General features: G+C 62.8%; 22 protein-coding genes and 2 tRNA genes. 23 read left to right on the top strand and 1 reads right to left on the bottom strand.

What is annotated here, in order from left to right; all coding sequences use genetic code 11:
- Nucleotides 1-137 precede the first annotated feature (137 nt).
- The 8 genes from grpE (at nt 138) to E8F11_RS10345 (ending at nt 10,342) form a co-directional block, all read left to right on the top strand.
- Entirely contained in the window at nt 138-707 is a 570-nt protein-coding gene (gene grpE / locus E8F11_RS10380) for a nucleotide exchange factor GrpE (protein WP_280288756.1), read from the top strand.
- A 100-nt stretch (nt 708-807) separates the two neighbouring features.
- Nucleotides 808-2,721, top strand: a complete 1,914-nt coding sequence (gene dnaK, locus E8F11_RS10375) for a molecular chaperone DnaK (protein ID WP_280288755.1) — start codon at nt 808-810, stop codon at nt 2,719-2,721.
- A 123-nt stretch (nt 2,722-2,844) separates the two neighbouring features.
- Nucleotides 2,845-3,972, top strand: a complete 1,128-nt coding sequence (gene dnaJ, locus E8F11_RS10370) for a molecular chaperone DnaJ (protein WP_280288754.1) — start codon at nt 2,845-2,847, stop codon at nt 3,970-3,972.
- A gap of 87 nt (nt 3,973-4,059) precedes the next feature.
- Entirely contained in the window at nt 4,060-4,863 is an 804-nt protein-coding gene (gene dapB / locus E8F11_RS10365; RefSeq protein WP_280288753.1) for a 4-hydroxy-tetrahydrodipicolinate reductase, read from the top strand.
- A gap of 183 nt (nt 4,864-5,046) precedes the next feature.
- A complete protein-coding gene (carA, locus tag E8F11_RS10360; RefSeq protein WP_280288752.1) occupies nt 5,047-6,183 on the top strand; it encodes a glutamine-hydrolyzing carbamoyl-phosphate synthase small subunit in 1,137 nt (378 codons plus the stop codon).
- Between the two features lie 40 nt (nt 6,184-6,223).
- Nucleotides 6,224-9,445: a carbamoyl-phosphate synthase large subunit gene (gene carB / locus E8F11_RS10355; RefSeq protein ID WP_280288751.1), complete on the top strand. Its 3,222-nt coding sequence runs from the start codon at nt 6,224-6,226 to the stop codon at nt 9,443-9,445.
- On the top strand, nt 9,442-9,918 hold the full coding sequence (gene greA, locus E8F11_RS10350; protein WP_280288750.1) for a transcription elongation factor GreA: 477 nt from the start codon (nt 9,442-9,444) through the stop codon (nt 9,916-9,918). The genes carB and greA overlap by 4 nt, the downstream gene beginning before the upstream one ends.
- Nucleotides 9,896-10,342, top strand: a complete 447-nt coding sequence (locus E8F11_RS10345; RefSeq protein WP_280288749.1) for a DUF4149 domain-containing protein — start codon at nt 9,896-9,898, stop codon at nt 10,340-10,342. The genes greA and E8F11_RS10345 overlap by 23 nt, the downstream gene beginning before the upstream one ends.
- 22 nt (nt 10,343-10,364) lie before the next feature.
- Here the strand turns inward: E8F11_RS10345 and E8F11_RS10340 are convergent, their stop codons facing one another.
- Nucleotides 10,365-10,679, bottom strand: a complete 315-nt coding sequence (locus E8F11_RS10340) for a YhbY family RNA-binding protein (protein ID WP_280288748.1) — start codon at nt 10,677-10,679, stop codon at nt 10,365-10,367.
- Nucleotides 10,680-10,755: 76 nt separating this feature from the next.
- On the opposite strand from E8F11_RS10340, the gene rlmE reads away from it, so the two are divergent.
- From rlmE to pnp, 15 genes are all read left to right on the top strand, one after another.
- Nucleotides 10,756-11,379: a 23S rRNA (uridine(2552)-2'-O)-methyltransferase RlmE gene (rlmE, locus tag E8F11_RS10335; RefSeq protein ID WP_280288747.1), complete on the top strand. Its 624-nt coding sequence runs from the start codon at nt 10,756-10,758 to the stop codon at nt 11,377-11,379.
- Between the two features lie 198 nt (nt 11,380-11,577).
- Nucleotides 11,578-13,491 (top strand): ATP-dependent zinc metalloprotease FtsH, encoded by a 1,914-nt coding sequence (gene ftsH / locus E8F11_RS10330; RefSeq protein ID WP_280288746.1) that lies wholly within the window; start codon nt 11,578-11,580, stop codon nt 13,489-13,491.
- A gap of 9 nt (nt 13,492-13,500) precedes the next feature.
- Nucleotides 13,501-14,352 (top strand): dihydropteroate synthase, encoded by an 852-nt coding sequence (gene folP, locus E8F11_RS10325; protein ID WP_280288745.1) that lies wholly within the window; start codon nt 13,501-13,503, stop codon nt 14,350-14,352.
- A gap of 19 nt (nt 14,353-14,371) precedes the next feature.
- Nucleotides 14,372-15,712: a phosphoglucosamine mutase gene (gene glmM / locus E8F11_RS10320; RefSeq protein WP_280288744.1), complete on the top strand. Its 1,341-nt coding sequence runs from the start codon at nt 14,372-14,374 to the stop codon at nt 15,710-15,712.
- A gap of 65 nt (nt 15,713-15,777) precedes the next feature.
- Nucleotides 15,778-16,533 carry a triose-phosphate isomerase gene (tpiA, locus tag E8F11_RS10315; RefSeq protein ID WP_280288743.1) on the top strand — a complete coding sequence of 252 codons (756 nt, stop codon included), beginning with the start codon at nt 15,778-15,780 and terminating at the stop codon, nt 16,531-16,533.
- A 4-nt stretch (nt 16,534-16,537) separates the two neighbouring features.
- On the top strand, nt 16,538-16,921 hold the full coding sequence (gene secG, locus E8F11_RS10310; RefSeq protein WP_280288742.1) for a preprotein translocase subunit SecG: 384 nt from the start codon (nt 16,538-16,540) through the stop codon (nt 16,919-16,921).
- 10 nt (nt 16,922-16,931) lie between these two features.
- Nucleotides 16,932-17,017: transfer RNA gene (locus tag E8F11_RS10305), tRNA-Leu, on the top strand.
- 98 nt (nt 17,018-17,115) lie between these two features.
- Nucleotides 17,116-17,192 (top strand) — tRNA-Met (locus E8F11_RS10300).
- Between the two features lie 131 nt (nt 17,193-17,323).
- On the top strand, nt 17,324-17,782 hold the full coding sequence (gene rimP, locus E8F11_RS10295) for a ribosome maturation factor RimP (RefSeq protein ID WP_280288741.1): 459 nt from the start codon (nt 17,324-17,326) through the stop codon (nt 17,780-17,782).
- A gap of 47 nt (nt 17,783-17,829) precedes the next feature.
- The gene (gene nusA / locus E8F11_RS10290; protein WP_280288740.1) at nt 17,830-19,311 is read left to right on the top strand and encodes a transcription termination factor NusA; all 1,482 of its coding nucleotides are present in this window, start codon (nt 17,830-17,832) and stop codon (nt 19,309-19,311) included.
- A gap of 26 nt (nt 19,312-19,337) precedes the next feature.
- On the top strand, nt 19,338-21,884 hold the full coding sequence (infB, locus tag E8F11_RS10285; protein ID WP_280288739.1) for a translation initiation factor IF-2: 2,547 nt from the start codon (nt 19,338-19,340) through the stop codon (nt 21,882-21,884).
- 93 nt (nt 21,885-21,977) lie between these two features.
- Complete coding sequence (gene rbfA, locus E8F11_RS10280) at nt 21,978-22,367, top strand: 30S ribosome-binding factor RbfA (protein ID WP_077522873.1); 390 nt, start codon at nt 21,978-21,980, stop codon at nt 22,365-22,367.
- 4 nt (nt 22,368-22,371) lie between these two features.
- Entirely contained in the window at nt 22,372-23,289 is a 918-nt protein-coding gene (truB, locus tag E8F11_RS10275; protein WP_280288738.1) for a tRNA pseudouridine(55) synthase TruB, read from the top strand.
- Nucleotides 23,290-23,382: 93 nt separating this feature from the next.
- On the top strand, nt 23,383-23,652 hold the full coding sequence (gene rpsO, locus E8F11_RS10270; RefSeq protein WP_044874075.1) for a 30S ribosomal protein S15: 270 nt from the start codon (nt 23,383-23,385) through the stop codon (nt 23,650-23,652).
- Between the two features lie 152 nt (nt 23,653-23,804).
- Complete coding sequence (gene pnp, locus E8F11_RS10265) at nt 23,805-25,913, top strand: polyribonucleotide nucleotidyltransferase (RefSeq protein WP_280288737.1); 2,109 nt, start codon at nt 23,805-23,807, stop codon at nt 25,911-25,913.
- Nucleotides 25,914-25,927 lie beyond the last annotated feature (14 nt).

Genomic DNA, 25,927 nt, shown 5'->3' with positions numbered 1-25,927 from the left:
GCGATGGCTGGCTATTTATACAGTAGTTGTTTTCTGGCTGACAATTGCCTCCCCCCTTGAAGCGACAAATTGCGACCCCATATAGGCGGACATATCGCGGGTCTTTGCCCGCAGCTGTCTTGTATGAGGAGGAAGGCATGGCCGACGAACAGACCCTGGATATCCAGACCCCCGAAGCGAATCCCGCTGCCGAAGCCGCGTCGGGCGACGACCTCGCCACCCGTGTGCAGGTGCTGGAAGAGCAACTGGCCGCGGCCCAGGATCAGTCGCTGCGGGTTGCCGCCGAGCTGCAGAACGTGCGTCGCCGCGCCGAGCAGGACGTGGAGAAGGCGCACAAGTTCGCCCTGGAGAAATTCGCCAACGACCTGCTGCCGATCGTCGACAGCCTGGAGCGTGGCCTGGAGCTGAGCAGCGCCGACGACGAGGCGATCAAGCCGGTGCGCGAGGGTATGGAACTGACCCTCAAGCTGTTCCACGACACCCTCAAGCGCCACCAGCTGGAGGCCGTGGATCCGCACGGTGCGCCGTTCAATCCGGAGCACCATCAGGCCATGGCCATGCAGGAAAGCACCCACGTGGAGCCGGGCAGCGTGCTCAAGGTGTTCCAGAAGGGCTACCTGCTCAATGGCCGCCTGCTGCGCCCCGCCATGGTGGTGGTCAGCAAGGCGCCGAGCGAAGCGCCGCCGTCGATCGACGAGCAGGCTTGAATTTCGCCTTCGGGCCCCCATTTGTTAGTTCAAGCGTTTATGTGCTGCCGCGGCCCGTGAGACGGGGTCGCGGAGAATCCAAAGTTTCGGGAGAGAGAATATGGGCAAAATCATCGGTATCGACCTGGGGACCACCAACTCTTGCGTGGCCATCCTGGAAAACGGCAACGTCAAGGTGATCGAGAACGCCGAAGGCGCTCGCACCACGCCGTCCATCATCGCCTACACCAACGACGGCGAGACCCTGGTGGGCCAGTCCGCCAAGCGTCAGGCGGTGACCAACCCGCAGAACACCCTGTACGCCGTGAAGCGCCTGATCGGCCGCCGCTTCGAAGAAGAAGTGGTGCAGAAAGACATCAAGATGGTTCCCTACAAGATCGCCAAGGCCGACAACGGTGACGCCTGGGTGGAAGTGAAGGGCCAGAAGATGGCGCCGCCGCAGATCTCCGCGGAAGTGCTGAAGAAGATGAAGAAGACCGCCGAAGACTACCTCGGCGAGCCGGTCACCGAAGCGGTGATCACCGTGCCGGCCTATTTCAACGACAGCCAGCGCCAGGCCACCAAGGACGCCGGCCGCATCGCCGGTCTGGACGTCAAGCGCATCATCAACGAGCCGACCGCGGCTGCGCTGGCCTATGGCATGGACAAGTCCAAGGGCGACCACACCGTGATTGTCTATGACCTGGGCGGCGGTACCTTCGACGTGTCGGTGATCGAGATTGCCGAAGTCGACGGTGAGCACCAGTTCGAGGTTCTGGCCACCAACGGTGACACCTTCCTCGGTGGTGAGGACTTCGACCTGCGCCTGATCGACTACCTCGTCGACGAGTTCAAGAAAGAGTCCGGCATGGACCTCAAGGGTGACCCCCTGGCCATGCAGCGCCTGAAGGAAGCCGCCGAGAAGGCCAAGATCGAGCTGTCCTCCAGCCAGCAGACCGACGTCAACCTGCCGTACATCACTGCAGACCAGACCGGTCCGAAGCACCTGAACGTGAAGATTTCCCGTGCCAAGCTGGAAGCCCTGGTCGAGGACCTGGTTGCCCGTACCATCGAGCCCTGCCGTATCGCCCTGAAGGACGCCGGCCTGGACGTGGGCGATATCCAGGAAGTCATCCTGGTCGGTGGCCAGACCCGCATGCCGCTGGTGCAGAAGCAAGTGGCCGATTTCTTCGGCAAAGAGCCGCGCAAGGACGTCAACCCGGACGAAGCCGTTGCCATCGGTGCTGCCATCCAGGGCGCCGTGCTGGCCGGTGACGTCAAGGACGTGCTGCTGCTCGACGTTTCCCCGCTGACCCTGGGTATCGAAACCCTGGGTGGCGTGATGACTGCGCTGATCGAGAAGAACACCACTATTCCGACCAAGAAGTCGCAGGTGTTCTCCACCGCCGATGACAACCAGTCCGCCGTGACCATTCACGTGCTGCAGGGCGAGCGCAAGCAGGCCGCACAGAACAAGTCTCTCGGCAAGTTCGACCTGGCCGAGATTCCGCCGGCTCCGCGTGGCGTGCCGCAGATCGAAGTGACCTTCGACATCGACGCCAACGGCATCCTGCATGTCGGCGCGAAGGACAAGGCCACCGGCAAGCAGCAGTCCATCGTGATCAAGGCCAACTCCGGCCTGTCCGAGGAAGAAATCCAGCAGATGGTGCGTGACGCCGAGGCCAACGCCGAGGAAGACCGCAAGTTCGAGGAGCTGGCCGCTGCCCGCAACCAGGGCGATGCGCTGGTCCACGCCACCCGCAAGATGATCACCGAGGCTGGCGACAAGGCCACTGCCGAAGAGAAAGCGGCCATCGAGAAGGCACTCGGCGAGCTGGAGGTTGCGGTCAAGGGCGACGACAAGGCCGAGATCGAGGCCAAGATGAACGCCCTGTCCCAGGCCTCCACCCCGCTGGCTCAGAAGATGTACGCCGACCAGGCCCCGGCCGGTGAGCAGCCGCAGGGCGCCACCGCGGACAAGGCTTCCGACGATGCCGTCGACGCCGAGTTCGAAGAGGTCAAGGAAAACAAGTAAGTGTCACGCTTGCTTCCGCTCCAGCGTGCGGGGTCGAACGCCCCGCACGCCTGAACCGCCGCGCGGGAGCTTGCTCCCGCGTTGGCGCGTCTGGGGCTGGTGAATTCGAGAGTGCAGGAAACTATGTCTAAACGTGACTTTTACGAAATCCTCGGTGTCGAGCGCGGCGCCAGTGAGGCCGACCTGAAGAAGGCCTATCGGCGCCTGGCGATGAAGCATCACCCGGACCGCAACCCGGGCGACAAGGCTTCGGAAGACAAATTCAAAGAGGCCAATGAGGCCTACGAAGTGTTGTCCGACGCCAGCAAGCGCGCGGCCTACGACCAGTACGGCCACGCCGGTGTCGATCCGCAGATGGGCGGTGGCGCCGGTGCCGGTTTTGGCGGTGCCAGCTTCTCCGACATCTTCGGCGATGTATTCAGCGACTTCTTCGGTGGCCAGCGTGGCGGCCAGCGCGGTGGCCCGCAGCGCGGCAGCGACCTGCGCTACACCCTGGAGCTGGACCTCGAAGAAGCCGTGCGCGGCACCACGGTCACCATCCGCGTGCCGACCCTGGTCAACTGCAAGACCTGCGATGGCTCGGGCGCCAAGAAGGGCACCAGCCCAGTCACCTGCACCACCTGTGGCGGTATCGGCCAGGTGCGGATGCAGCAGGGCTTCTTCTCGGTGCAGCAGACCTGCCCGCGCTGCCACGGCAGCGGCAAGATGATCAGCGACCCCTGCGGCAGCTGCCATGGCCAGGGTCGCGTGGAAGAGCACAAGACCCTGTCGGTGAAGGTGCCGGCAGGCGTCGATACCGGTGACCGCATCCGCCTCTCCGGCGAAGGCGAGGCCGGTGCCCTGGGTGGCCCGCCGGGCGACCTCTATGTGGTGGTCAACGTGCGCGAGCACCCGATCTTCCAGCGCGACGGCAAGCACCTCTACTGCGAAGTGCCGATCAGCTTCGCTGACGCGGCCCTGGGCGGCGAACTGGAAGTGCCGACTCTGGACGGCCGGGTCAAGCTGAAGATCCCGGAAGCGACCCAGACCGGCAAGCTGTTCCGCTTGCGCGGCAAGGGCGTGGCCCCGGTGCGTGGCGGCGGTGCCGGCGACCTGATGTGCCGGGTGGTGGTGGAAACGCCGGTCAACCTGGACAAGCGCCAGCGCGAACTGCTCGACGAGTTCCGCAAGACGCTGCAGAGCGACGGCTCCCATTCGCCCAAGGCCAGCAGCTGGTTCGAAGGCATGAAGCGTTTCTTTGGCGATCTTTGACCGCAGCTGCAAGCTGCAGGTGGCAAGCTGCAAGTCGGCGCCGCCTGTAGCTTGCGGCTTTAAGCTTGAGGCTTGGAGCTAACTTTTATGCGACGTATAGCTGTGACAGGCGCCGCCGGGCGCATGGGCAAGAACCTGATCGAGGCGATGCAGCAGGCGCAGGGCGCCGGGCTGACCGCCGCCATCGACCGTCCGGACAGCACCCTGGTTGGCGCCGATGCCGGCGAACTGGCTGCCCTGGGCCGTATTGGCGTGCCGCTGTCGGGCGACCTGGCCAAGGTGGTGGATGAGTTCGACGTGCTGATCGACTTTACCCATCCTTCGGTGACCCTGAAGAATCTGGAAATCTGTCGCCAGGCCGGCAAGGCCATGGTGATCGGCACCACCGGCTTCTCCGCCGAGGAAAAAGCCCTGCTGGCAAACGCGGCCAAGGACATCCCGATCGTCTTTGCCGCCAACTTCAGCGTAGGTGTGAACCTCTGTCTCAAGCTGCTGGATACCGCCGCCCGCGTGCTGGGCGACGAGGTGGACATCGAGATCATCGAGGCGCACCACCGTCACAAGGTGGATGCCCCGTCCGGTACCGCGCTGCGCATGGGCGAGGTGGTGGCCGGCGCACTGGGTCGCGACCTGTCCAAAGTCGCCGTGTATGGCCGCGAAGGCCAGACCGGTGCGCGCGCCCGCGAGACCATCGGCTTCGCCACCGTGCGTGCAGGTGACGTGGTGGGCGATCACACCGTCTTGTTTGCTGCAGATGGCGAACGCGTGGAAATCACCCACAAGGCTTCCAGCCGCATGACCTTCGCCCGTGGCGCCGTACGTGCGGCTCTTTGGCTGGAAGGCCAGGAAGCCGGCCTGTACGACATGCAGGATGTGCTCGGTCTTCGCTGACTCGCTAATCGGGATGTCTTTCGGGTGGACCGAAATGACGCATTCCTGTAAACTGCAGCTTTAGTGTGTCCACTAAAAGTTACGCAGAAATGGCTCAGATAAAAAAGCGGGGTGACGGTATCAACGTCATCCCGCTTTTTTACAACCTGCGTTTGCTTCAGCCTTGATCTACGGGAGGTCTTCTTGACTAAGCCAGCCATACTCGCGCTTGCCGACGGCAGCATTTTTCGCGGCGAAGCCATTGGGGCCGATGGCCATACCATCGGCGAGGTAGTGTTCAACACTGCCATGACCGGCTATCAGGAAATCCTTACCGATCCTTCCTATGCCCAGCAAATCGTAACCTTGACTTACCCGCACATCGGCAACACCGGCACCACGCCGGAAGACGCCGAAGCCAACCGCGTGTGGGCTGCCGGCCTGATCATCCGCGACCTGCCGCTGCTGGCCAGCAACTGGCGTAACAAGCAGTCGCTGCCGGATTACCTGAAAGAACACGGTACCGTCGCCATCGCCGGCATCGACACCCGCCGCCTGACCCGCATCCTGCGTGAAAAGGGCTCCCAGAACGGTTGCATCCTCGTCGGCGACGACGCCACCGAGGAGAAAGCGCTGGAACTGGCGCGCAGCTTCCCAGGCCTGAAGGGCATGGACCTGGCCAAGGTCGTCTCTTGCGCCGAGCGCTACGAATGGCGTTCCAGCGTGTGGAACCTGGAGAATGACAGTCACCCGGAAATCGCTGCCAGCGAGCTGCCGTACCACGTGGTGGCCTATGACTTCGGCGTCAAGCTGAACATCCTGCGCATGCTCGTGGCTCGCGGCTGCCGCCTGACCGTGGTGCCGGCCCAGACTCCGGCCAGCGAAGTGCTGGCGCTGAACCCGGATGGCATCTTCCTCTCCAACGGCCCCGGCGACCCCGAGCCTTGCGACTACGCCATCCAGGCCATCCGCGAGTTCCTCGACACCGAGATCCCGGTCTTCGGCATCTGTCTGGGTCACCAGCTGCTGGCCCTGGCCTCCGGCGCCAAGACCGTGAAGATGGGACATGGCCACCATGGCGCCAACCACCCGGTGCAGGACCTGGATTCCAGCGTGGTGATGATCACCAGCCAGAACCACGGTTTCGCCGTGGACGAATCGACCCTGCCGGCCAACCTGCGCGCCACCCACAAGTCGCTGTTCGACGGCACCCTGCAGGGCATCGAGCGTACCGACAAGGAGGCCTTCAGCTTCCAGGGCCACCCCGAGGCCAGTCCCGGTCCGCTCGACGTCGCCCCGCTGTTCGACCGCTTCATCGAAGCCATGGCCAAGCGCCGCTAAGCACGCCTGACGACTGACCTACGGATTCGAGTGAGTAAAAATGCCTAAACGTACAGACATCAAAAGCATCCTGATCCTCGGTGCCGGTCCCATCGTGATCGGCCAGGCCTGCGAGTTCGACTACTCCGGTGCCCAGGCGTGTAAAGCGCTCAAGGAGGAAGGCTTCCGCGTCATCCTGGTGAACTCCAACCCGGCCACCATCATGACCGACCCGGCCATGGCCGACGCCACCTACATCGAGCCGATCAAGTGGGCGACCGTCGCCAAGATCATCGAGAAGGAGCGCCCTGACGCCCTGCTGCCCACCATGGGCGGCCAGACCGCGCTGAACTGCGCCCTGGACCTGGAGCGCCACGGCGTACTGGCCAAGTTCGGCGTGGAAATGATCGGCGCCAACGCCGACACCATCGACAAGGCCGAAGACCGCTCGCGCTTCGACAGGGCGATGAAGGACATCGGCCTGGCCTGCCCGCGCTCGGGTATCGCCCACAGCATGGAAGAAGCCTACGGTGTGCTGGAGAAGGTCGGCTTCCCCTGCATCATCCGCCCGTCCTTCACCATGGGTGGCACCGGCGGCGGCATCGCCTACAACCGTGAAGAGTTCGAAGAGATCTGCGCCCGCGGCCTGGACCTGTCGCCGACCAACGAGCTGTTGATCGACGAGTCCCTGATCGGCTGGAAGGAATACGAGATGGAGGTGGTCCGCGACAAGAAGGACAACTGCATCATCGTCTGCGCCATCGAGAACTTCGACCCCATGGGCGTGCACACCGGCGACTCCATCACCGTCGCCCCGGCCCAGACCCTGACCGACAAGGAATACCAGATCCTGCGCAACGCCTCCCTGGCGGTGCTGCGTGAGATCGGCGTCGAGACCGGCGGTTCCAACGTGCAGTTCGGCATCTGCCCGGACACCGGCCGCATGGTCGTGATCGAGATGAACCCGCGCGTATCGCGCTCCTCGGCCCTGGCCTCCAAGGCCACCGGCTTCCCGATCGCCAAGATCGCCGCCAAGCTGGCTGTCGGCTACACCCTCGACGAGCTGCAGAACGACATCACCGGCGGTCGCACCCCGGCGTCCTTCGAGCCGGCCATCGACTACGTGGTGACCAAGGTTCCGCGCTTCGCCTTCGAGAAATTCCCGAAAGCCGACGCCCGCCTGACCACCCAGATGAAATCCGTGGGCGAAGTCATGGCCATCGGCCGTACCTTTCAGGAATCCGTGCAGAAAGCTCTGCGGGGGCTGGAAGTGGGCGTTGCCGGCTTCGATCCCAAGCTGGACCTGAATGACCCCGAAGCCGAAGGCATCCTCAAGCGCGAGCTGACCGTGCCGGGCGCCGAGCGTATCTGGTACGTGGCTGACGCCTTCCGCGCCGGCAAGACCATCGAAGAAGTCTTCGACCTGACCCGCATCGACGAGTGGTTCCTGGTGCAGATTGAAGACCTGGTCAAGGACGAGGAGCGCATCAAGACCCTCGGCCTGTCCGGCATCGACGCCGACCTGATGCGCAAGCTCAAGCGCAAGGGCTTCTCCGACGCGCGCCTGGCCAAGCTGCTCGGCGTCACCGAGAAGAACCTGCGCAGCCATCGCCACAAGCTGAAGGTGCTGCCGGTGTTCAAGCGCGTGGACACCTGCGCCGCCGAATTCGCCACCGACACGGCCTACATGTACTCGACCTACGAGGAAGAGTGCGAAGCCAATCCGTCGGCCCGCGAAAAGATCATGATCCTCGGCGGCGGCCCGAACCGTATCGGCCAGGGCATCGAGTTCGACTACTGCTGCGTACACGCAGCGCTCGCGATGCGTGAAGACGGTTACGAGACCATCATGGTCAACTGCAACCCGGAAACCGTCTCCACCGACTACGACACCTCCGACCGCCTCTACTTCGAGCCGGTGACCCTGGAAGACGTGCTGGAAATCGTCCGCGTCGAGCAGCCCAAGGGCGTGATCGTCCAGTACGGCGGCCAGACCCCGCTGAAGCTCTGTCGCGCCCTGGAAGAGGCCGGTGTGCCCATCATCGGCACCAGCCCCGATGCTATCGACCGCGCCGAAGACCGCGAGCGTTTCCAGCAGATGGTTCAACGCCTGAACCTGCGCCAGCCGGCCAACGCCACCGCGCGCAGCGAAGACGAAGCCCTGGCCCTGTCGAAGAACATTGGCTACCCGATGGTAGTGCGCCCGTCCTACGTACTGGGCGGCCGCGCGATGGAGATCGTCTACCAGGAAGAAGAGCTCAAGCGCTACATGCGCGAGGCCGTGAAGGTCTCCAACGACAGCCCGGTGCTGCTGGACCGCTTCCTCAACTGCGCTATCGAAGTCGACATCGACGCGGTGTGCGACGGCGAGACCGTGGTGATCGGCGCGATCATGCAGCACATCGAACAGGCCGGCGTGCACTCCGGTGACTCCGCCTGCTCGTTGCCGCCGTACTCGCTGCCGCAGCACATCCAGGACGAGATCCGCGAGCAGGTCAAGAAAATGGCCCTGGAGCTTGGCGTGGTCGGCTTGATGAACGTGCAGATGGCGGTGCAGGGCGAAGACATCTACGTCATCGAGGTCAACCCGCGGGCCTCCCGTACCGTGCCCTTCGTCTCCAAGTGCATCGGGGAGTCCCTGGCCAAGGTTGCCGCCCGCGTGATGGCTGGCAAGACCCTCAAGGAAATCGGCTTCACCAAGGAAATCATCCCGCCGTTCTTCAGCGTCAAGGAAGCGGTGTTCCCCTTCGCCAAGTTCCCGGGCGTCGACCCGATCCTTGGCCCGGAAATGAAGTCCACCGGCGAAGTGATGGGCGTGGGCGACACCTTCGGCGAAGCCTTCTCCAAGGCCCAGCTGGGCGCCAGCGAGATCCTGCCAAACTCGGGCACCGTGTTCATCAGCGTGCGCGAGGACGACAAACCCATGGTCACCCAGGTCGCCCGCGACCTGATCGAGCTGGGCTTCGAAGTGGTCGCCACTTCCGGTACCGCCAGGGTGATCGAGGCTGCCGGCTTGCCGGTTCGCCGCGTGAACAAGGTGACCGAAGGCCGTCCCCATGTCGTTGACATGATCAAGAACGATGAGGTTACCCTCATCATCAACACCACCGAGGGGCGTCAGTCCATTGCTGACTCCTACTCGATTCGTCGTAACGCCCTGCAGCACAAGATCTACTGCACCACCACCATCGCGGCTGGTCAGGCGATCTGTGAGGCGCTCAAGTTCGGTCCCGAGAAGACCGTGCGTCGCTTGCAGGATCTCCATGCAGGAATCAAGGCATGACCAAATTTCCAATGACCGTCCAGGGCGCTCGCGCCCTGGAAGACGAACTCAAGCACCTGAAAACCGTGATGCGTCCGCAGATCACCCAGGCCATCGCCGAAGCGCGGGAGCTGGGCGACCTCAAGGAAAACGCTGAGTACCACGCCGCCCGTGAACAGCAGGGCATGGTCGAGGCGCGAATCCGGGATATCGAAGGGCGCCTGCAGAACGCCCAGGTCATCGACGTCGCGGCGCTGCCGCGCACCGGCAAGGTGATCTTCGGTGTGACCGTGGATATCGCCAACGTCGATACCGATGAGACGGTGACCTACCAGATCGTCGGTGACGACGAAGCGGACATCAAGCAGGGCAAGCTGTCGGTCAGCTCCCCCATCGCCCGCGCCCTGGTGGGCAAGGAAGAAGGGGACGTGGTGACGGTCAGGACCCCGAGCGGCGTCGTCGAGTACGAGATTGTCGAAGTCCGCCACGTCTAAGTCATCCTCCTTCAGGGCCGGTACCATCGCCTGGCAACTGGCCCAGACATTCTGGGTCGGCGGCCTCTGGCTGCTGCACTTCGTGATGTTACCGGTGCTGGAACGCATAGGCCTGGCGCCAATGCTGGTGGAGGAGGTGGCCGCCACCCTGCGGCCGCTGCTGGTAGCCTTCGCCGGCTTCTGTGCGTTGCTCCAGGCCCTGCTGCTGATCCAGCACGCAGGGCTCGAGCGCCTCTGGCGCGATACGCGCGCGCAGCTGCTGGCCTCGGTGCTGGCCCTCGTGATGGTGTTCCTGCTGGTGCGCTTCTGGTTGCCGGAAGCCTTGTACTGGCTGAACTTCAGCTACTTGCTACTGGCCTTCTGCGGCCTGTTGCTGGTGGTGCAGCCCTTGCCGGCGAAGCGGGTGGAGGGCCGGGCGCGCTGAACGCGCGCCTTTGGCTGGAGGCTTAGAGGCCGCTGAAACGGCTGATGTTGGAAAGGTTGCGGTTCGGCTTGGGGTTGCGGCGATAGACCAGCGCCATCTTGCCGATGACCTGTACCAGCTCGCAGTTGCCAGTCGCGCAGAGTTCATCGATCAGGGCGCGGCGGTCGTCGCGCTCGGTGATGCGGAACTGGACCTTGATCAGTTCGTGATCGTTCAGCGCGCGCTCCAGTTCGGCCAGCACACCTTCGGTGAGGCCGTTTTCGGCCACCGTCAATACCGGTTTCAAGTGATGACCGATAGATTTGTATTGCTTCTTGTGCTCCGGTGAGAGCGCCATAATCAGACCCCTGCGAAAAAAGGCTGCTAGTTTACCCGAGTGATTCCGGGGCGCACAGCCGAACACGAGGTATCCCGTGGCCCGTTCCAAGAGTAGCCAGCGTTGGCTGCAAAGACACATCGACGACCCGTACGTCAAAATGGCGCAGAAGGACGGTTACCGTTCTCGCGCCAGCTACAAGCTGCTCGAAATCCAGGAGAAGGACCGCATCCTGCGGCCCGGCATGACGGTAGTCGACCTTGGCGCCGCACCGGGCGGCTGGTCCCAGGTCACCAGCCGGGTGATTGGCGAGCGCGGCCGGCTGATCGCCTCCGACATCCTGGAAATGGACAGCATTCCCGATGTGACCTTCATCCAGGGCGATTTCACCGAGGATGCGGTATTCGCCCGGATTCTCGAGGCGATCGGTGACCACCCGGTGGACCTTGTGATTTCCGATATGGCCCCCAATATGAGTGGGGTAAGGGCCTCCGATCAGCCGCGCGCCATGTTCCTCTGCGAATTGGCGCTGGACCTGGCCGGGCGCGCGCTGCGTCCGGGCGGTGATTTCCTGATCAAGATCTTCCAGGGCGAAGGCTTCGACGTCTTCCACAAGCAGGTGCGCGCGATGTTCGACAAGGTGCAGATGCGCAAACCGCTTTCGTCGCGTGACCGTTCCCGGGAGCAATACCTGCTCGCGCGCGGCTTCCGCGGGGAATAGACTGCAACGGGGACCTGATTCAAGGGTCCCATCTGCAGGGCTGGATGCTGCAGGGAGGCCCCAGGGTCTCATAAAGGGTTACAGACGGCGCCTGCCAGGGGCAGGGGTTGTGTAGTAAGTTAGGCCGGTTAATCACCAGCGTCATGCGGGGTGCGCTCCAGGAAGGGGCCCGTTCCAGAGGGTAGCTAATTGAACGATATGGCAAAAAATCTGATCCTGTGGCTGATCATCGCCGCTGTGCTTGTCACGGTGATGAACAATTTCTCCAGCCCGAGCGAACCGCAGACCCTTAACTACTCGGAATTCATCGAGCAGGTTAAAGAAGGCAAGGTCGAGCGTGTGACCGTGGATGGCTTCGTCATCACCGGCAAGCGCAATGACGGCGAGCCCTTCAAGACCATTCGTCCGGCCATCCAGGACGGTGGCCTGATCGGCGACCTGATCGACAACAACGTCATCATCGAAGGCAAACAGCCCGAGCAGCAGAGCATCTGGACCCAGTTGCTGGTGGCCAGCTTCCCGATTCTGGTGATCATCGCCGTCTTCATGTTCTTCATGCGCCAGATGCAGGGCGGCGGCGGTGGACGCGGCGGCCCGATGAGCTTCGGCAAGAGCAAGGCGCGCCTGCTGTCGGAAGACCAGGTCAAGACTACCTTCGCCGACGTCGCCGGCTGCGACGAGGCCAAGGAAGAAGTCAGCGAACTGGTGGAATTCCTGCGCGATCCGGGTAAGTTCCAGCGCCTCGGCGGCCGTATCCCGCGCGGTGTGCTGATGGTCGGCCCGCCCGGTACCGGCAAGACCCTGCTGGCCAAGGCCATCGCAGGTGAAGCCAAGGTGCCCTTCTTCACCATTTCCGGCTCCGATTTCGTCGAGATGTTCGTTGGTGTGGGCGCGTCCCGCGTCCGCGACATGTTCGACCAGGCCAAGAAACACGCACCTTGCATCATCTTCATCGATGAGATCGACGCCGTCGGTCGTCATCGTGGCGCCGGTCTGGGTGGTGGTCACGACGAGCGCGAGCAGACCCTCAACCAGTTGCTGGTAGAGATGGATGGTTTCGAGATGAACGACGGCATCATCGTGATCGCCGCGACCAACCGTCCGGATGTGCTCGACCCCGCGCTGCTGCGTCCGGGCCGCTTCGACCGCCAGGTAGTCGTCGGCCTGCCCGATATCCGCGGCCGTGAGCAGATCCTCAAGGTGCATATGCGCAAAGTGCCGATGGGTGACGACGTCGAGCCGGCGGTCATTGCGCGCGGTACTCCGGGCTTCTCCGGTGCCGACCTGGCCAATCTGGTCAACGAAGCCTCGCTCTTCGCTGCCCGCGTCAACAAGCGCCTGGTGGAAATGAAGGAGTTCGAACTGGCCAAGGACAAGATCATGATGGGTGCCGAGCGCAAATCCATGGTCATGTCCGAGAAGGAGAAGCTCAACACTGCGTTCCACGAGGCGGGTCACGCCATCGTCGGTCGCCTGGTGCCCGAGCATGATCCGGTCTACAAGGTATCGATCATCCCCCGTGGTCGCGCCCTGGGCGTGACCATGTTCCTCCCGGAGGAGGACCGCTACAGCCTGTCCAAGCGTGCGCTGATCAGCCAGATCTGCTCACTGTTCGGCGGCCGTATCGCCGAGGAAATGACCCTTGGCTTCGATGGCGTCACTACCGGTGCCTCCAATGACATCATGCGGGCGACCCAGATCGCCCGGAACATGGTCACCAAGTGGGGCCTGTCCGAGAAGCTCGGTCCGCTGATGTATGCGGAAGAGGAGGGCGAAGTGTTCCTCGGCCGCAGCGCCGGTTCCCAGCACGCCAATCTCTCCGGTGAAACGGCGAAGATGATCGACCAGGAAGTCCGCCGCATCATCGATGAGTGCTACACCACGGCGAAGCAATTGCTGGTAGAAAATCGCGACAAGCTGGACGCGATGGCCGAAGCCCTGATGAAGTACGAGACCATCGACTCCGAGCAGATCGACGACATCATGTCCGGTCGCACCGCTCGTGAGCCCAAGGACTGGCAGGGTGGTTCCGGCACCTCCGGCACTCCCGCCCCGCGCGAAGAGGCCAAGCGCCCTGAAACCCCCATCGGTGGGCCAGCTGGCGAACACTAAGGCCTGTTGATGAAGTCATTGCAGTACCCGACCCGGTTGCCTTGCGGCAACCGGGTTCTTGATTTGGCCCAGCCGCAAGTCATGGGCATCCTCAATGTCACGCCTGACTCCTTCTCGGACGGCGGCCGCTTCAGCGGTCGTGACGCCGCGTTGCGTCATGCCGCTGAAATGGTCGCGGCGGGCGCGACCCTGATCGACGTCGGCGGGGAGTCGACCCGCCCCGGTGCGCGCGCGGTCTCTCCGGCCGAGGAGCTGGAGCGTGTGGCGCCTGTGGTCGAGGCTATCGCCCGTGAGCTGGACGTGGTGATTTCACTGGATACCTCGACACCTGCGGTGATGCGTGAAGGCGCGCGCCTGGGGGCGGGGATGATCAACGATGTGCGCGCCCTGCGTCGCGATGGTGCCCTCAATGCGGCTGCGGACACCGGCTTGCCGGTCTGCCTGATGCACATGCTCGGCGAGCCGGGCAACATGCAGCAGGACCCGCGCTATGGGAATGTCGTGCAGGAGGTGCGGGATTTTCTCGCCGAACGTATGCAGGCCTGCGAGGCGGCGGGTATCCCAGTCGACCGGGTCATCCTGGATCCGGGGTTCGGTTTCGCCAAGACCCTGGCGCACAACCTCAGCCTGTTCAAGCACATGGAGGCGCTGCATGAGTTGGGGCGCCCCTTGTTGGTCGGGGTTTCGCGTAAAAGCATGATTGGCCAGGCGCTGGGACGGGAAGTCCATCAGCGCCTGTACGGCAGTCTCGCCCTGGCCGCCCTGGCGGTGGCAAAGGGTGCCTGCATCCTGCGCGTGCATGATGTCGCGGAAACCGTCGACACGGTACGCATGGTCGCTGCAGTTCAAGCGGCGGAATAAGAAAACACGGAGCATATTCATGAGCAGAAAGTACTTTGGCACCGACGGTATTCGCGGGCACGTAGGGCAATTCCCGATTACTCCGGACTTCATGCTCAAGCTCGGCTGGGCCGCTGGCATGGCGTTCCGCAAGCAAGGCAAGTGCCGCATCCTGATCGGCAAGGACACGCGGATTTCCGGCTACATGTTCGAGTCCGCCCTCGAGGCCGGCCTGGTTGCCGCCGGTGCCGACGTGATGCTGCTAGGCCCAATGCCGACTCCGGCCATCGCCTACCTGACCCGAACCTTCCTGGCCGATGCGGGCATCGTTATCAGTGCTTCCCACAATCCCCATGAAGACAATGGCATCAAATTCTTCTCCGGCAAGGGCGCCAAGCTCTCCGACGAGGTGGAATTGATGATTGAGGAGCTGCTGGACCAGCCGATGACGGTGGTCGACTCGGCGCAGCTCGGCAAGGTTTCCCGGATCAACGACGCTGCCGGTCGTTACATCGAGTTCTGCAAGAGCACCACCCCGATCAGCACCGATTTCGCTGGCCTCAAGCTCGTGGTGGATTGCGCCCATGGCGCCACCTACAAGGTCGCGCCCAGCGTGTTCCGTGAGCTGGGCGCCCAGGTGAGCGTGTTCGCGGCGCAGCCGAACGGGCTCAACATCAACGACCGTTGCGGCTCCACCCATATGGCTAGCCTGCAGGCTGCAGTCATCGACCAGCATGCGGATATCGGTATTGCCTTCGATGGCGACGGTGACCGGGTGCTGATGGTCGACCACACCGGGGTCGTGGTGGACGGCGATGAGCTGATCTACCTGATTGCCCGGGATCTCCACGGTCGTGGCAAGTTGAGCGGCGGCGTGGTGGGTACGCTGATGAGCAACCTCGGCCTGGAACTGGCGCTCAAGGACCTCGAGGTTCCCTTCGTTCGCGCCAAGGTCGGCGACCGCTACGTGATGAGCGAGCTCCAGGCCAATGACTGGACGCTGGGCGGTGAAAATTCCGGCCATATCGTCTGCAGCCATTTCACCACCACCGGTGACGCCATCGTCGCCGCATTGCAGGTGTTGATGGCGCTGCAGCGCAGTGGCCAGTCCCTGGCCGAAGCGCGCCAGGGCATGCGCAAGTGCCCGCAGGTGTTGATCAACGTGCGTTATGCCGGCGGTGATATCGATCCGGTCAGCCATCCGGCCGTGCAGGATGCGTCTGCCCGCGTCACCGAGGAGATGGCGGGGCGCGGCCGCGTGCTGTTGCGCAAGTCCGGGACCGAGCCGCTCGTGCGGGTAATGGTCGAAGGCGATGATGAAACGCTGGTGCGCGGCTATGCCGAAGAGCTGGCGAAGGTCGTTACAGAGGTATGTGCTTGATTTCTCTTGCTAGTTGCAAATCACTTGGGTAATATCTGCGCCCACTTTGATCGACGAGATAAAGCATGCGCCGACCTCTGGTAGCCGGTAACTGGAAAATGCACGGTACCCGCGCCAGTGTCGCAGAGCTGATCGAAGGCTTGCGCCAATTGGCCTTGCCTGCTGGAGTCGAAGTTGCGGTCATGCCGCCCAGTCTGTACATCGATCAGGTCATTCAAGGCCTGGACGGCAACTCGATTGTCGTAGGTGCGCAGGATTGTGCGGTCGATCCGGTGCAGGGAGCCCTCACTGGAGAGATTGCAGCGAGCCAGTTGGTGGATGTGGGTTGCAAGCTGGTCCTGGTCGGTCATTCGGAGCGTCGCCTGATTCTGGGCGAAAGCGACGAAATCGTGAGTCGCAAGTTCGCTGCTGCTCAATCCTGTGGTCTGATACCGGTGCTCTGCGTCGGCGAGACCCAGGAGCAGCGTGAAGCCGGCAAGACGCTCGAGGTTGTGGGGCGTCAGCTGGGTAGCGTGATCGAGGAGCTTGGCGTAGGTGCGTTTGCGCAGGCGGTAATTGCTTATGAGCCGGTTTGGGCCATAGGTACGGGGCTGACAGCCTCGCCGCAGCAGGCGCAGGAAGTGCACGCCGCTATCCGGTTACGGCTCTCGGTGGAGAATGCTGAAGTCGCTCGCGGTGTACGGATTCTGTACGGCGGCAGTGTGAAGGCGGCCAGCGCGGCCGACTTGTTCGGCATGCCGGATATCGATGGGGGGCTCGTTGGTGGCGCTTCCCTGAATGCGGATGAGTTCGGTGCGATCTGTCGCGCCGCAGGAAGCTGACGAGATGCTGGAAACTGTCATTGTTGTAGTGCACTTGCTGGTTGCCCTGGGCGTGGTAGGTCTGGTGCTGGTCCAGCAGGGCAAGGGTGCGGATGCTGGTGCGTCCTTCGGTTCCGGTGCTTCGGCAACTGTTTTCGGAAGCCAAGGTTCCGCTACCTTTTTGAGTAGAGTTACTGCTATACTCGCCGCGGTTTTTTTCATTACCAGCCTGGGCTTAGCGTTCTTCGCTAAAGAAAAGGCTGATGCGCTGAGCAACGTAGGCCTGCCGGATCCGGCGGCTCTCGAAGTCCAGCCAAGCAAGCCGGCAGCTGATGATGTGCCGGTGCTCGAAGAGCAAAAGCCGGCAGGCAATGCGGCTGACGTACCTCAGGCTCCAGAGCAGAAGTAAGGCAAGTTTTGCCGAGGTGGTGGAATTGGTAGACACGCTACCTTGAGGTGGTAGTGGCCATAGGCTGTAGGGGTTCGAGTCCCCTCCTCGGTACCATACAAAAGGAACGCCCGCAGCAATGCGGGCGTTCTTCTTAGTGGGATGTACGGTTGACCATGCAAGGTGCTGGCCGTATACTCTCGCACCAGCTTTGACGCGGGGTGGAGCAGTCTGGTAGCTCGTCGGGCTCATAACCCGAAGGTCGTTGGTTCAAATCCAGCCCCCGCAACCAGTAGTCGCGAAGCCCCTTTTTAGGGGCTTTTTGCTAGCTGGACAGTTGACCTCCGATCACAGATCAGGCGGTTTTGAAGGGATGGGCGTTTCGCCCATTTTTTATTTGCACAGCATGCGAGAGGCAATCAGGTGTCGAGCAAGCTAGAACAGTTGCAGGCCTTGTTGGCCCCGGTAGTCGAAGCGCTCGGTTATCAGTGCTGGGGCATCGAGTTCCTGTCTCAAGGGCGGCATTCGCTGCTTCGAGTCTATATCGATCACGAAAACGGCATCCTGGTCGACGACTGCGAGAAAGTGAGTCGGCAGATCAGTGGTGTGCTCGACGTCGAGGACCCGATCAGCAGTGAGTACACCCTCGAAGTATCGTCGCCGGGTATGGATCGTCCGCTGTTCACCCTTGAACAGTTCGCGGCCCACGCCGGCGAGTTGGTCAAGATCAAGCTGCGGTCGCCTTTCGAAGGGCGGCGCAATTTCCAGGGGCTTCTCCGCGGGGTGGAGGAGCAGGACGTGGTGGTTCTCATTGAAGACCGCGAGTTCCTCCTTCCGATCGAGTCGATCGACAAGGCCAACATCATTCCCCGTTTTGACTGAGACGCGGATCCCGCGGATCCAATGGATTGCGAAAGGCGAGGCGTACGATGAGCAAAGAAGTACTGCTGGTTGTTGAGTCGGTATCCAACGAAAAGGGTGTACCGGCTGGCGTGATTTTCGAGGCACTGGAGCTGGCCCTGGCCACTGCTACCAAGAAGCGTTTTGAGGACGAAGTCGACCTGCGTGTGGAGATCAATCGCCACAACGGCAACTACGACACGTTCCGTCGCTGGGCCGTGGTCGATGAAGAAGAGCTGGAGAACCCGGCCGCCGAGCTGACCCTCGAGCAGGCCCGCGAGAAGGACGAAAGCGCCAAGCTGGGCGACGTGGTCGAAGAGAAGATCGAGTCCATCGAGTTCGGCCGCATCGCTGCCCAGACCGCCAAGCAGGTCATCGTGCAGAAGGTTCGCGAGGCCGAGCGTGCGCAAGTGGTGGAAGCCTACCGCGAGAAGCTGGGCGACATCATCTCCGGCACCGTGAAGAAGGTCACCCGCGATAACGTCATCGTTGACCTGGGCAACAATGCCGAGGCGCTGCTGGCCCGCGAAGACATCATCCCCCGCGAGACCTTCCGCGTCGGCGCCCGTGTGCGTGCCTTGCTGAAGGAAATCCGCACCGAGAACCGCGGCCCGCAGTTGATCCTGTCGCGCACCGCGCCGCAGATGCTGATCGAGCTGTTCCGCATCGAAGTGCCGGAAATCGCCGAAGAGCTCATCGAAGTGATGGCCGCCTCCCGTGACTCGGGCTCCCGCGCCAAGATCGCCGTCCGCTCCAAGGACAAGCGGATCGACCCGCAGGGCGCCTGCATCGGCATGCGCGGTTCCCGCGTCCAGGCCGTATCCGGCGAACTGGGCGGTGAGCGCGTCGATATCGTCCTGTGGGACGACAACCCCGCACAGTTCGTGATCAACGCCATGGCCCCGGCCGAAGTGGTGGCGATCATCGTCGACGAGGATGCCCATGCCATGGACATCGCCGTTGCCGAAGACAACCTGGCCCAGGCCATCGGCCGTGGCGGTCAGAACGTGCGCCTTGCCAGCCAACTCACTGGCTGGACCCTGAACGTGATGACCGAAGCGGACATCCAGGCCAAGCAACAAGCCGAGACCGGCGGCATCCTGCGCGCCTTCGTCGAAGAACTGGAGGTGGACGAAGAGCTGGCACAGGTGCTGGTTGAAGAAGGTTTCACCAGCCTGGAAGAAATTGCCTACGTGCCCATGGAAGAGATGCTGAGCATCGACGGCTTCGACGAAGACATCGTCAACGAGCTGCGTGCGCGTGCGAAAGACCGTCTGCTGACCAAGGCCATTGCGACCGAAGAGAAGCTGGCGGACGCCCAGCCGGCCGAAGACCTGCTTTCCCTGGAAGGCATGAACAAGGACCTGGCTGTGGAACTCGCCGTACGTGGCGTTATTAACCGCGAAGATCTGGCCGAGCAGTCGATCGACGACCTGCTCGACATCGACGGCATGGACGAAGAGCGTGCCGGCAAGCTGATCATGGCCGCCCGAGCCCACTGGTTCGAGTAAGTATCGCGGCCTGAGGAGAGAAGTGCATGACGCAAGTCACGGTGAAAGAACTGGCCCAAGTGGTCGATACACCGGTGGAGCGCCTGCTGCTGCAGATGCGCGAGGCGGGATTGCCGCACACCAGCGCCGAGCAAGTTGTGACCGACAATGAGAAGCAGGCCCTGCTGGCTCATCTCAAGAGCAGCCACGGCGAGCGAGTGGAAGAGCCGCGCAAGATCACCTTGCAGCGCAAGACCACTACCACGCTGAGGGTCGCCGGCAGCAAGACCATCAACGTTGAAGTACGTAAGAAGAAGACGTACGTCAAACGCAGCCCCGACGAGATCGAGGCCGAACGCCAGCGCGAGCTCGAAGAGCAGCGCGCTGCGGAAGAGGCTGCTCGCCTGAAGGCCGAGGAAGAAGCTCGCCGGCGCGCCGACGAGGCCGCCCGCCGCGAGGCTGACACCCGTGCCAAGGACGCTGTAGTCCAGGCCGCTCCGGCCGAGGCACAGACTGTCACCGCGGCCGCAGAACCGGTTGCCGCCGCCGCCCCTGTGGCTGCCGTGGCAGGCGTTGCTGCACCGGCTCCGGGTGCGACCGCCGAACGCAAGAAGGAAGAGGTTCGTCGTCCCGAGCGTGCTCGTGACGAGGACGAGCGCCGCGATCGCAAGCATGCGCAGCACCGTCCTTCTGTCAAAGAGAAGGAAAAGGCTCCGGCTCCCCGAGTCGCGCCGCGCAGCACGGAGGAAGAGAGTGATTCCTTCCGTCGCGGTGGCCGAGGCGGCAAGTCCAAGCTGAAGAAGCGTAACCAACATGGGTTCCAGAGCCCAACAGGACCCATCGTGCGTGAAGTCAGCATTGGCGAGACCATCACAGTGGCCGAACTGGCTGCGCAGATGACGGTCAAGGGCGCGGAAGTCGTCAAGTTCATGTTCAAGATGGGCACCCCGGTGACCATCAACCAGGTGCTCGACCGGGAAACCGGCCAGCTGATCGCCGAAGAATTCGGCCACAAGGTCAAGCTGGTCAACGAGAATGCCCTGGAAGAGCAGCTGGCGGAGTCCCTGCGGTTCGAGGGCGAGGCCCTGACCCGTGCGCCGGTAGTGACCGTGATGGGTCACGTCGACCACGGCAAGACCTCCCTGCTCGACTACATTCGTCGTACCAAGGTGGCGAGCGGTGAAGCGGGTGGTATCACCCAGCACATCGGCGCCTACCACGTCGAAACCGATCGCGGCATGGTGACCTTCCTCGACACCCCCGGCCACGCAGCGTTTACCGCCATGCGTGCCCGTGGTGCCAAGGCCACCGACATTGTCATCCTGGTGGTGGCGGCCGACGACGGCGTGATGCCGCAGACCGAGGAAGCCGTGCAGCACGCGAAAGCGGCTGGCGTGCCGATCGTGGTCGCGGTGAACAAGATCGACAAGCCGGAAGCCGACCTGGACCGGATCAAGAATGATCTGGCCGGCCGTGACGTGATCCCGGAAGAGTGGGGTGGCGACACCCAGTTCGTGCCCGTATCGGCCAAGGTCGGCACCGGCGTCGACGAACTGCTCGAAGCCGTGCTGCTGCAGGCCGAGGTACTGGAACTCACCGCGACCCCGTCGGCCCCGGGCCGTGGCGTGGTGGTCGAGTCCCGCCTGGACAAGGGCCGTGGTCCGGTGGCTACCGTGCTGGTCCAGGACGGTACCCTGCGCCAGGGCGACATGGTCCTCTGCGGCGTCAACTACGGTCGTGTCCGTGCCATGCTCGACGAGAACGGCAAGCCGGTGAAAGAAGCTGGCCCGTCCATTCCGGTCGAGATCCTCGGCCTGGACGGCACCCCGGACGCCGGTGACGACCTGACCGTGGTCGCCGACGAGAAGAAGGCCCGCGAAGTCGCCCTGTTCCGTCAAGGCAAGTTCCGCGAGGTCAAGCTGGCTCGTCAGCAGTCTTCCAAGCTGGAGAACATCTTCGAAAGCATGGGCCAAGACGAGAAGAAGACCCTCAACATCGTGCTCAAGTCCGATGTGCGTGGTTCTCTCGAGGCCCTGCAGGGCGCCCTGGCCGACCTCGGCAACGAGGAAGTGCAGGTGCGTGTGGTCGGTGGCGGTGTCGGTGGTATCACCGAGAGCGACGCCAACCTGGCGCTGGCCTCCAACGCTGTGCTGTTCGGCTTCAACGTGCGTGCCGATGCCGGCGCACGCAAGATCGTCGAGCAGGAAGGCCTGGACCTGCGCTACTACAACATCATCTACGACATCATCGAAGACGTTAAGAAGGCACTGTCCGGCATGCTCGGCAGCGAAGTCCGGGAGAACATCCTGGGTATCGCCGAAGTGCGCGACGTGTTCCGTTCGCCGAAGTTCGGCGCGATCGCCGGCTGCATGGTTACCGAGGGTCTGGTACACCGCAACCGTCCGATCCGCGTACTGCGCGACGACGTGGTGATCTTCGAGGGCGAGCTGGAATCCCTGCGCCGCTTCAAGGACGACGTTGCAGAAGTCCGTGCCGGCATGGAATGCGGTATCGGCGTGAAGAGCTACAACGACGTCAAGGTCGGCGACAAGATCGAAGTCTTCGAGAAGGTCCAGGTGGCGCGCACGCTGTAAGTGCCGCGCTTGCCACAAGTCGGGAGCCAGGAGCTGGAAGCCAACGCTTTCCACTCCTGGCTTTCGGCTTTTAGCGTACATGAGTGAAACGAAATGGCTAAAGACTACAGCCGTACCCAACGCATCGGCGACCAGATGCAGCGTGAACTGGCGCTGCTGATCCAACGCGAGATCAAGGATCCGCGCCTGGGCCTGGTGACCATCACTGGCTGCGACGTGGCCCGTGACCTGTCCCACGCCAAGGTGTTCATCACCGTGATGGGCCAGGATGACAACGCCGAAGTCATCAAGCAGAACATCGACATCCTCAACGATGCCGCCGGTTTCCTGCGCATGCAGTTGGGCCGCGCGATGAAGCTGCGCACCGTGCCGCAGCTGCACTTCAACTACGACGCGAGCATTCGTCGCGGTGTCGAGCTGTCGGCACTGATCGAGCGCGCCGTGGCGGAAGACCGCAAGCACCCGGGCAACGACGAGGAGTGATCGCGTGGCCCAGGTGAAACGTATCCGCCGTAACGTCAGCGGCGTGCTGATCCTCGACAAGCCGCGTGGCATGAGCTCCAACGCCGCGCTGCAGAAGGTCCGCTGGCTGCTCAACGCCGAGAAAGCCGGGCATACCGGCAGCCTCGATCCCCTGGCCACCGGCGTGCTGCCGCTGTGCTTTGGCGAGGCGACCAAGTTCTCCCAGTACCTGCTGGATGCTGACAAGGGTTACGAGACCCTGGCCCAGTTGGGCGTCACCACCACCACCGGTGATGCCGAAGGTGAAGTGGTCGAGCGTCGGGAGGTGACCGTCGGTCGCTCGGAAATCGAGGCATTGCTGCCGCGTTTTCGTGGTGAAATCAAACAGATACCGCCGATGTACTCGGCCCTGAAGAAGGACGGCCAACCCCTCTACAAGCTGGCGCGAGCCGGTGAAGTAGTGGAGCGCGAGGCGCGTTCTGTTACTATTGCGCGCTTGGACTTGCTGGCCTGTGAAAACAGCCAGGCAAGACTGGCCGTAGCTTGCAGCAAGGGCACCTATATCCGCACCCTGGTCGAGGATCTCGGCCAGGCACTGGGATGCGGGGCCCATGTGGCGGAGCTGCGCCGGACCCAGGCGGGCCCCTTCGCACTGGCCCAGGCGATCAGCCTGGAGACCCTGGAGAAGGCCCACGCCGAAGGCGGCAACGAGGCACTGGACCAGTTCCTCCTGCCCGTCGACAGTGGCCTGGAACATTGGCCGCTGATCCAGCTGACCGAGCACAGCGCCTACTACTGGCTACATGGCCAGCCGGTGCGGGCTCCGGAAGCGCCGAAGTTCGGCATGATGCGAGTACAGGATCATACCGGTCGCTTCATCGGTATCGGTGAAGTGAGCGATGACGGGCGCGTAGCGCCGCGTCGACTGATTCGGTCGGAATGACCGATTCGAGGATGGCTGTTAATAGGCACGGTCACTCCTCTTTTTTGAACACGGGGCGCAGGTCCCGGCCTATTACCTCAGAGGAAGCCCATCATGGCACTGAGCGTTGCAGAAAAAGCCCAGATCGTTAACGAGTACAAGCAAGCTGAAGGCGATACCGGTTCTCCGGAAGTGCAGGTTGCCCTGCTGACCGCCAACATCAACAAGCTGCAGGACCACTTCAAGGCCAACGGCAAAGACCACCACTCCCGCCGTGGCCTGATCCGTATGGTTAACCAGCGCCGCAAGCTGCTGGACTACCTGAAGGGTAAGGACACCTCTCGTTACAGCGCCCTGATCGGTCGTCTGGGTCTGCGTCGCTAAGCGACACAGACGCGTTTGAAGCTGGAAGCCGGAAGCTGGACATCGTTCCAGCTTTCGGCTTTCCAGCTTCAAGCTTTTTCAGGGATTGCCCCGGGTCCGACTCCCGCCACTCCCCCAATTTCCCCCAAGGCAACACAGAGAAGGAAAACACCGTGAACCCGGTAATCAAGAAATTCCAGTTCGGTCAATCGACCGTAACCCTCGAGACTGGCCGTATCGCCCGTCAAGCCTCCGGCGCAGTTCTGGTCACCGTCGATGATGACGTCACAGTGCTGGTGACCGTGGTCGGCGCCAAGCAGGCCGATCCGGGCAAGGGCTTCTTCCCGCTGTCCGTGCACTACCAGGAAAAAACCTACGCTGCCGGCCGCATCCCCGGTGGTTTCTTCAAGCGTGAAGGCCGTCCTTCCGAGAAGGAAACCCTGACCTCGCGCCTGATCGACCGTCCGATCCGCCCGCTGTTCCCGGAAGGCTTCCTCAACGAAGTGCAGGTCATCTGCACCGTGGTCTCCACCAACAAGAAGACCGACCCGGACATCGCTTCCATGATCGGTACTTCGGCTGCCCTGGCCATCTCCGGCATTCCCTTCGCCGGCCCGATCGGCGCCGCTCGCGTGGCCTACCACGAAGAGACCGGCTACCTGCTGAACCCCAACTACGAACAGCTCAAGGCTTCGAGCCTGGACATGGTGGTTGCCGGTACCCAGGACGCGGTGCTGATGGTTGAATCCGAAGCCCAGGAGCTGACCGAAGACCAGATGCTGGGTGCCGTGCTCTTCGCCCACCAGGAATTCCAGGCTGTGATCAACGCCGTCAAGGAATTCGCCGCTGAAGCCGGCAAGCCGACCTGGAACTGGTCCGCCCCGGCCGAAAATACCGCCCTGCTCAGCGCCATCAAGGCCGAGTTCGGCGAGGCCATCTCCCAGGCCTACACCATCACCATCAAGCAGGACCGCTACAACCGTCTGGACGAACTGCGTGATCAGGTCATCGCCCGCTTCGCCGGCGAGGAAGCCGGCCAGTTCCCGACTGGTGAAGTGAAGGACGCCTTCGGTCTGCTCGAATACCGCACCGTTCGCGAGAACATCGTCAACGGCAAGCCGCGTATCGACGGCCGTGACACCCGCACCGTGCGTCCGCTGAAGGTCGAAGTCGGCGTGCTCGGCAAGACCCACGGTTCCGCCCTGTTCACCCGTGGCGAAACCCAGGCCCTGGTGGTTGCCACCCTCGGCACCGCCCGCGATGCCCAGCTGCTGGACACCCTGGAAGGCGAGCGCAAGGACGCCTTCATGCTGCACTACAACTTCCCGCCCTTCTCGGTCGGTGAGTGCGGTCGTATGGGCAGTGCCGGTCGCCGCGAAATCGGCCACGGCCGCCTGGCCCGTCGTGGCGTTTCCGCCATGCTGCCGAAAGGCGACGAGTTCCCCTACACCATCCGCGTAGTGTCCGAGATCACCGAATCCAACGGTTCCAGCTCCATGGCTTCCGTCTGCGGCGCCTCCCTGGCCCTGATGGACGCCGGCGTGCCGATGAAGGCACCGGTTGCCGGTATTGCCATGGGTCTGGTGAAGGAAGGTGACAAGTTCGCCGTCCTGACCGACATCCTGGGTGACGAAGACCACCTGGGCGACATGGACTTCAAGGTTGCCGGTACTGCCAAGGGCGTCACCGCCCTGCAGATGGACATCAAGATCAACGGCATCACCGAAGAGATCATGGAAATCGCTCTGGAGCAGGCTCTGGAAGCGCGCCTGAACATCCTCGGCCAGATGAACCAGGTGATCTCCCAGTCCCGCAGCGAGCTGTCGGCCAACGCACCGACCATGATCGCGATGAAGATCGACACCGACAAGATCCGCGACGTCATCGGCAAGGGCGGCGCGACCATCCGCTCGATCTGCGAAGAGACCAAGGCTTCCATCGACATCGAAGACGATGGCAGCGTGAAGATCTTCGGCGAGACCAAGGAAGCTGCCGAGGCCGCGCGTCAGCGCGTTCTGGGTATCACCGCTGAAGCCGAAATCGGCAAGGTGTACGTGGGCAAGGTCGAGCGCATCGTCGACTTCGGCGCCTTCGTCAACATCCTGCCGGGCAAGGACGGCCTGGTGCACATCTCGCAGATCAGCGACAAGCGCATCGACAAGGTCACCGACGTGCTGCAGGAAGGCCAGGAAGTCAAAGTCCTGGTTCTGGACGTCGACAACCGTGGCCGCATCAAGCTGTCGATGAAAGACGTGGAAGCTGCCGAAGCTTCGGGCGTCTGATCGCGGCTACTGCC

Origin of the sequence: Pseudomonas sp. BN417 (assembly GCF_029871205.1) — a bacterium.
GTDB lineage: Bacteria > Pseudomonadota > Gammaproteobacteria > Pseudomonadales > Pseudomonadaceae > Metapseudomonas.
The sequence above is the reverse complement of the archived record's forward strand: the minus strand, read 5'-3'. Positions and strand labels throughout refer to the sequence as shown.

Coding starts and splice junctions, on each gene's coding strand:
- grpE (WP_280288756.1), top strand. CDS start 138: ATGGCCGACGAACAGACCCTGGATATCCAGACCCCCGAAGCGAATCCC.
- dnaK (WP_280288755.1), top strand. CDS start 808: ATGGGCAAAATCATCGGTATCGACCTGGGGACCACCAACTCTTGCGTG.
- dnaJ (WP_280288754.1), top strand. CDS start 2,845: ATGTCTAAACGTGACTTTTACGAAATCCTCGGTGTCGAGCGCGGCGCC.
- dapB (WP_280288753.1), top strand. CDS start 4,060: ATGCGACGTATAGCTGTGACAGGCGCCGCCGGGCGCATGGGCAAGAAC.
- carB (WP_280288751.1), top strand. CDS start 6,224: ATGCCTAAACGTACAGACATCAAAAGCATCCTGATCCTCGGTGCCGGT.
- greA (WP_280288750.1), top strand. CDS start 9,442: ATGACCAAATTTCCAATGACCGTCCAGGGCGCTCGCGCCCTGGAAGAC.
- E8F11_RS10340 (WP_280288748.1), bottom strand. CDS start 10,679: ATGGCGCTCTCACCGGAGCACAAGAAGCAATACAAATCTATCGGTCAT.
- ftsH (WP_280288746.1), top strand. CDS start 11,578: ATGGCAAAAAATCTGATCCTGTGGCTGATCATCGCCGCTGTGCTTGTC.
- folP (WP_280288745.1), top strand. CDS start 13,501: ATGAAGTCATTGCAGTACCCGACCCGGTTGCCTTGCGGCAACCGGGTT.
- glmM (WP_280288744.1), top strand. CDS start 14,372: ATGAGCAGAAAGTACTTTGGCACCGACGGTATTCGCGGGCACGTAGGG.
- tpiA (WP_280288743.1), top strand. CDS start 15,778: ATGCGCCGACCTCTGGTAGCCGGTAACTGGAAAATGCACGGTACCCGC.
- secG (WP_280288742.1), top strand. CDS start 16,538: ATGCTGGAAACTGTCATTGTTGTAGTGCACTTGCTGGTTGCCCTGGGC.
- nusA (WP_280288740.1), top strand. CDS start 17,830: ATGAGCAAAGAAGTACTGCTGGTTGTTGAGTCGGTATCCAACGAAAAG.
- infB (WP_280288739.1), top strand. CDS start 19,338: ATGACGCAAGTCACGGTGAAAGAACTGGCCCAAGTGGTCGATACACCG.
- rbfA (WP_077522873.1), top strand. CDS start 21,978: ATGGCTAAAGACTACAGCCGTACCCAACGCATCGGCGACCAGATGCAG.
- rpsO (WP_044874075.1), top strand. CDS start 23,383: ATGGCACTGAGCGTTGCAGAAAAAGCCCAGATCGTTAACGAGTACAAG.